At 49.2% G+C, this 6,563-nt stretch carries 6 protein-coding genes; 2 read left to right on the top strand and 4 right to left on the bottom strand.

The window, feature by feature from the left end:
• Both ACEW8P_RS03285 and ACEW8P_RS03280 read left to right on the top strand, forming a co-directional pair.
• Positions 1-2,359: glycosyl hydrolase (locus ACEW8P_RS03285; RefSeq protein WP_373511682.1), on the top strand; the 2,359-nt coding region annotated here is incomplete at its 5' end.
• Positions 2,360-2,366: 7 nt separating this feature from the next.
• Complete coding sequence (locus ACEW8P_RS03280) at positions 2,367-3,086, top strand: SGNH/GDSL hydrolase family protein (RefSeq protein WP_373511681.1); 720 nt, start codon at positions 2,367-2,369, stop codon at positions 3,084-3,086.
• Here the strand turns inward: ACEW8P_RS03280 and ACEW8P_RS03275 are convergent.
• From ACEW8P_RS03275 to ACEW8P_RS03260, 4 genes are all read right to left on the bottom strand, one after another.
• Positions 3,083-3,847, bottom strand: a complete 765-nt coding sequence (locus ACEW8P_RS03275; RefSeq protein ID WP_373511680.1) for a GntR family transcriptional regulator — start codon at positions 3,845-3,847, stop codon at positions 3,083-3,085. The two genes, ACEW8P_RS03280 and ACEW8P_RS03275, sit on opposite strands and share 4 nt — an antisense overlap.
• Before the next feature lie 32 nt (positions 3,848-3,879).
• Complete coding sequence (locus tag ACEW8P_RS03270; RefSeq protein WP_373511679.1) at positions 3,880-4,347, bottom strand: PIN domain-containing protein; 468 nt, start codon at positions 4,345-4,347, stop codon at positions 3,880-3,882.
• Entirely contained in the window at positions 4,344-4,568 is a 225-nt protein-coding gene (locus ACEW8P_RS03265) for a hypothetical protein (protein ID WP_373511678.1), read from the bottom strand. Before ACEW8P_RS03265 ends, ACEW8P_RS03270 begins: the two co-directional genes overlap by 4 nt.
• Positions 4,569-4,653: 85 nt before the next feature.
• Positions 4,654-6,117, bottom strand: a complete 1,464-nt coding sequence (locus tag ACEW8P_RS03260) for an arylsulfatase (RefSeq protein ID WP_373511677.1) — start codon at positions 6,115-6,117, stop codon at positions 4,654-4,656.
• Between the last annotated feature and the right edge of the window lie 446 nt (positions 6,118-6,563).

Below are 6,563 nucleotides of genomic sequence, written 5' to 3'. Positions count from 1 at the left end.
GCTGGCCATCCCGATAAAGCCGGGCGCCAAGTACCTGGATGCGACCCAAATTGTGGATGTCTCTCAGTACTTCGATCCAAAGACCGATATGCTAAACTGGAAAGTACCTCCGGGCAACTGGGAAATTCAGCGTTTTGTCTGCTCCAATTCGGGCGACCCGCTGCTGCTGCCCAGTCCAAATTCCGTCGGGCCGATTATCGACCACTTTGATTCTACGGCTACCGAGATGCATTTCATGTATTTCATCAATCGCCTGAAACCGCGTCTGGGTGATTTCCGAAAAACGGCTCTCAAAAACCTTTATCTCGCTAGTTTCGAGGCCAAGAATGCAGTTTGGACGCCTACGCTGTCGGATAAGTTCAAATCATTGCACGACTACGATATTGATAAATATCTACCCTACATTTTTGATAAAAATGCCTTCGATCCTGCCACTACGGCCCGTTTCAAGCAAGATTTCAACTACACAGTATCGGAGTTGATGATAAACAACCACTACCGCAAGGGCCGCGAAATCGCCAATCGGTACGGTCTGAATCTCATTTCCGAGTCAGGCGGGCCGGGGCCGCCGCTGCACAACGTTCCGGTAGAAGCGATCAAAGCTCTGGGAGCTTTAAGCGTACCACGGGGTGAGTTTTGGATCAATCACGAGCGGCTCGATGAAACCAAAGACAGCGTCGATCTGCTGATGTTGGTCAAGGAGGTTGCATCGGCTTCGCATCTGTACGAACGCAAGATTACCGAACTGGAGGCTTTCACCAGTTTTTATAACTGGCAGGTTGGGCCGGGGGATATGCGTCCCGTCGGTGACCGCGCCTTTTGCGAAGGAATGAGCCGGGCGGTGATTCACGGATTTACCCATAATCCCACGCGCGACGATTTTCCGGGAAACGTGTACGCCGCAGGTACCCATTTCAATATTAAAAACACCTGGTGGCCCAAAGTAAAGCCGTTCAACGACTACCTGTCGCGGGTATCGCACGTGTTGCAGAGCACTGATTTTGTGGCCGATGTACTGTACTACTACGGCAACAAAGTACCTAATTTCGGTACGCCCAAAAACGCCCGCTTTGCCGTCGGAAGCGGCTACGATTACGAGATCATCAACACCGAGAAACTAATGGAGCTCCGCGTCAAAAACGGAATGCTTGTTCTGCCCTACGGGGCGAAATTCAAGGTACTTGTCCTGGACGAAATCGTAGGCGACGACCCGCTATTGATGAGGAAATTGGTGGAACTGGCGATAGCCGGGGCCACGATCACCGGGCCAAAGCCCACCAATGTCCGGGGTGAAAGCCAGAAGTTGGCGAACCAACTGTGGAACAGAGCCAGTAAGTATTATGGTCAAAACGGTGGGATTTCCACGACGCCTGCCCTGCAAATCCTGCAAAAAATGAACGTCGAACCCGACTTCGACTATCCCGACAAAGGCTCTCAACGGCTCGACTACATGAAAGAGAGCAAACCTCTGCTGGATTTCATTCATCACAAAGAAGAGGATCAGGATTTTTACTTCGTCCGCAATACCAGCGATCAAGCGGTGTCGAGACTTTGCTCTTTCCGACAAAACTTCAAAGTACCCGAGCTTTGGGACGCCGTGACGGGAGAGATTATTCCCATAACCATTTTTAATCAGAAGGCCGATCATATCGAAGTACCTCTGACTTTTGGGCCGCACGGCTCTTACTTTGTCGTATTTCGACCAGAGAATAGAAAGCCAGTTTACCAAGCACTAGCTTCCGAAACTACCCATCCTCCGCTTCTTGGTTACACCAATAAAGGACTGCAGTTTTTGGAAAGTGGTCATTACAAATTGATTGGTAAAACTGGAACCAAAGAAGTTGAAAACAACATTCAGACCCAGCGAATCGAAGGTAGTTGGGACGTGCGATTTGACAAAAATTGGGGCGCACCCGAAACGGTTACTTTTCCGGAGTTGGTTTCCTGGACAGAATCTCCCGACAAGAACATCCAGCACTATTCAGGGACAGGAATTTATAGCAAGACATTTGACTTCAAGAAGCCCACTAACGACGGAGTACGAGTGTATCTTGATTTGGGAAAAGTAGGCAAGGTCGCGGAAGTACTCTTGAACGGACAGTCGATGGGTATTACCTGGGCACCGCCTTACCGCTATGATGTGACGGAGGTCATAAAATCAGGAGAAAACTCTTTAGAAATAGAAGTGATCAATACCTGGGCCAACCGGATAATTGGCGACATCAATGAGGGCGAAAACTACACAAGTACGAACCTGAAAGTAAGAGGCTCCCGGGAATTGCTTTGGTCAGAAACACCCCTGGTTCCGTCGGGACTGATGGGCCCTGTTACGATCCAAATTATTCAACCCGTAAAATAGGTATTTGATGAAATACTTAAAGTGGATTTTATTGACCTTGGTTGTTCTGCCTTGCTCCGTATTGGCACAGGATAAAGTACTACCCAACAGCCAGGAATATCTGGCTGAAGTCAAAAAGGAATTACAAATAGAGTGGCCCAAAAACCGCACGATCAATGTCGTGTTTCACGGCCACTCAGTTCCGGCAGGATTTTGGCATAACCATGAGGTACATACTTTGGAATCATATCCGTATCTGGTACTTGAAAAACTCAAAGCGAAGTACCCTTACGCTGTGATCAATGTAATTGTGACGGCCATCGGCGGAGAGAACGCGCAATCGGGTGCGGCGCGCTTTGAAAAAGAAGTACTGACGCACCGACCCGATGTGCTTTTGATTGATTACGCCTTGAACGACCGCCCTTTGGGCTTGGAAAAAGCACAGTCGGCTTGGGAAAGCATGATTCAACAAGCGCTGGATAAAGGGGTGAAAGTGATTTTGTTGACTCCTTCTCCCGATCAGCGCGTGGACCTGCGGTTAGACGACAATCTGCTGGAACAGCACACAAATCAAATACGAATGCTGGCCAAAAAATACCAGGTTGGCCTGGCTGACCCTTACCCTACATTCAAATCGTTCGCGAGCGCTGGGAACCTGGAAGAGTACATGTCGCACGTCAATCATCCCAATCGCAAGGGCCACGAAATCATTGCCGATACAATTGTCGAGTGGTTTGCAAATGACTAGGCTTCTCCCTGACCGCTGTCGTCGTATTCAGGATTGGCAACGATCGCAAACTTGTACTTGTCGCCCCGGTAGTATGATCGCTCGATCTCTACCACCTTGTGTTCAGTGCAGACCACGGCACTATCCATGACGAATGTGGCCGTGGCTTTCTTCAATTCAAAATTGTTTTCGCTCGCATCGGGTCGCAGGATCTCCGCGCCGAAAGTCTGATTCACCTCTTCAATTTTGAGGCGGTACTTCTTCTCGTACATCTTGAAATAAGAAATCTCGGTGGGCAGACGGTTAATGTCCGGGCAAAGGGTCAGGGAAATGTACCTCAATTCGTCCTTGACGATCTCATCATCGGCATACCTCAACAGGTGGATCATCAACACGGGACCTTCGATGATGAAGCGCTTTCCGCCTATTTCGGAAGAAATCCCATCGGGCAGAATGGTTTTTTCCAGTACCAGATTTTTGGGTTGTATTCCCTCGGCGATCAACCCCTCGTTGAAGCCCCGCCGGGTAGCGTAAATCGATCCCAGCGTCCGCATCAAATGGTGGTCGGGCGTGCGGTTCAGCACGTAGGTGCCCTTACCCTTGATCCGCTTGGCCCATCCCTTCGACTCGATGTCGAGCAGGCTTTTGCGAGCGGTAGTATTGCTGACTTTGAAAGTTTTGATCAATTCATTTTCCGAAGGAACCTGATCGCCCGGCAGTAGTTCTCCCGACTTGATTCTCTCAATAATGCGGTCGCTGATGGCAATGAACTTGGGCTTCATTCAAAGTGTAGTCTGGTTTGTGCGACTTTCCATTACCCTATTAAAAAAAGTCGCTGAAAGCTCTCGATACTGTCAATCAGCGTGATACCTTCTTTTTGGCAGGGTATCACGAAATCCGAATCGTACGAAGCCACGAACTCGAATGGCTCGTCGAGGCAATGAGCGAGGATCAAGGCGTCATTTGGCAGCAAGTTATACTGATTCATAAGGCGTATTACTTCATCCTGTAAGTCGCTTGCTGGTGAAAGTAATCTGAATTCGCTCAAAAGGTTTTGCGGGGCATACTCACCTATCAGTGCACTTATCAGTTTACTTTCCTTAATAGCTAAACCTGATTTTTTACCCCGAATCGTCAGGAAATTGAACATGAACTCGCTAAATACCGTGTGGTCGATGACAAGCTCAATGTCAAGCTTTAACAAATGCTTTAGTAGATCCTTGTCCTTTCGACTTCCCTTCAAGTACTCGATTGGCAATGAGGAATCGAGGAAAACCCTCATTGCAGGTACCACTCGTCGGCGGGTGATTCGTAAGCGGGTTCCTTTTCCAACTGAAAGCCCTCTAACTTTTTCATTCGGGCTTCGTAGACCTCAGGAGCCAGCTTTTTCACTACGGGCTTTTCAGAAATCAGCACGGTAAGTTCTTTTCCCCGTAGTCGTTCCGGCAGTTCGATGATCAGACGGTCGTCATTGGCCTTTGTGGTTAATCTTAGTGCGTTCATAATGAAAGGATTTGAATAAAATAGTCTGACTGCCTGATTTTTAAAATTCCTGTGCCAATATACTTAAAAAGACTGGGTTTTGCCGTTACTCCACGAACTCCCACTTCGGTACGTGCGAAGGCCGATGTTCCTTCTTGACAATCTGATCAAAACGCGCGACGAGTTTGGGGTACTTGGCAGCCATGTCGGTCGTTTCGCTCTCGTCTTTCTCCAAATCGTAAAGCTCCCACTTCGCATCTTTATTTTTGATAACGTCTGTCTTCACACCTTTCCACTTCCCAAGCCGGACCGCCAGTTGACCGCCCTTCTCGGCGTATTCCCAGTAAAGGTACTCGTGCTTTTTCTGCTGTTCGTTTTGGCCCAATAAAGTGGGCAAGAACGAAATGCCATCGCTCGGCACCGGCTTTGCCCTCACGACCTCCAGCAGCGTAGCCAGCACGTCGTAATGCGCGCCCACATGGTCAGTGACACTCCCTGGCGTGATTCGTCCCGGCCAGCGGGCCACCATCGGCATCCGAATGCCGCCTTCGTATACATCCATTTTCAAGCCGCGATACGGGCCGACACTATTGAAAAACTCTGCGTCCACGCCGCCATTAAAGGTCGTACCGTTATCGGAAGTGAAAATAACTAGTGTGTTGTCGTCGATGCCCAGTTCTTTCAACAGCGCCATAACATCACCAATCTTTCGATCCATGTGGGTAATCATGGCCGCGTAGGTCGAGAGCGGATATGGCGTAGATGCATAACTTCGACCGCCGTAGTAGGGCGTTTCCGGGAATTGCCCGAGGTACTCGGCTACGGCCTCATCGGGAGCTTGCAGCGACACATGTGGCACGGTAAAAGGCAGGTAGAGGAAAAACGGACGATTCTTGTTATCGCGCACGAAGTTCAGGGCTTTCTCCCCCATTTTGTCGATAGCATAGTCGTTGCCTTTGTAGTAATCGAAATCTGCCTGGGTAGCTGTATTGGGATCGAGTCGTTTGTGAACATCGATGACGGGGTTGTTGAGCGTGTCCCACTTTTCGTTTTCCCACAGGTGCGTGGGGTAGTAGTTGTGGGCCTGTTTCTGGTCGTAATAACCGTAGAAATAATCAAAACCCTGCTTGGTGGGACTGCCGCTGCTGTACCCCATGCCCAAGCCCCACTTGCCAATGGCTCCAGTGGCGTAGCCTTCCTTTTTTAATTCTGTACCGATAGTGACGGTATTAGGGGGCAGCGGCATTTGACCGCGTTCGGTGGAATCGGGGAAGCCACCCAGTTCAAAATTTCCCCGAATGTAGGAATGCCCGGAGTGCTTGCCCGTCAGCAACTGACAGCGTGACGGGGCACAGACGGGCGTGCTGGTGTAGTAATCTGTGAAAAGAATGCCCTCCGTCGCGATGCGGTCGATGTTCGGCGTCTTTATTTTCTTCTGGCCGTAACAGCCGAGTTCGGCGTAACCGAGGTCATCGGCGTAGATGTAGATGATGTTGGGTTTAGCGTTTTGCGCGAAGATTGCCGAAGTGCTGACAAACAAAAGGAGTAGAAAGATTGAAAGTCTGGACATATCCAAAGTTGGCTTTGTAGAAATGGTGCTCTCCACAATAATACGAAAAATCATCTAAGGGGAGGTTGGACAATCTAAAATGATCAAGTTAGGTTATTTACCTCAAACAAACAAGACCAGAAGTCAAGAAGTCAATCTTTCTTGCTTTTTAATGGTTACCAGAAAACTTGAGGAACTAAGCGCGAACTCCATGAAACTATGTTTTCTAGAATGGCGAGGTAGTAAAAACCGCTCTAACTACCCTTTACACTACGAAAGACTTTCCCGCCAAAAAACACCAAATCAATGAACACCCAGGAAATCCCGGTAAGCGTGGTGGGCCTCGGCCTGATGGGCTGTAGCATCGTCACGTGTCTCCTCATCGCCGGGCACCCGGTAGTAGCTGTGGCTCCAATACCCATCGACCTCGATAATGCTGAAGACCGAATTAGGGAGCATTTCGTCAA

This window comes from Persicitalea sp., from assembly GCF_041751555.1.
In the GTDB taxonomy this organism is placed as follows: Bacteria; Bacteroidota; Bacteroidia; order Cytophagales; family Spirosomataceae; genus Persicitalea.
This window is presented reverse-complemented; position numbering and strand designations above follow the sequence as displayed.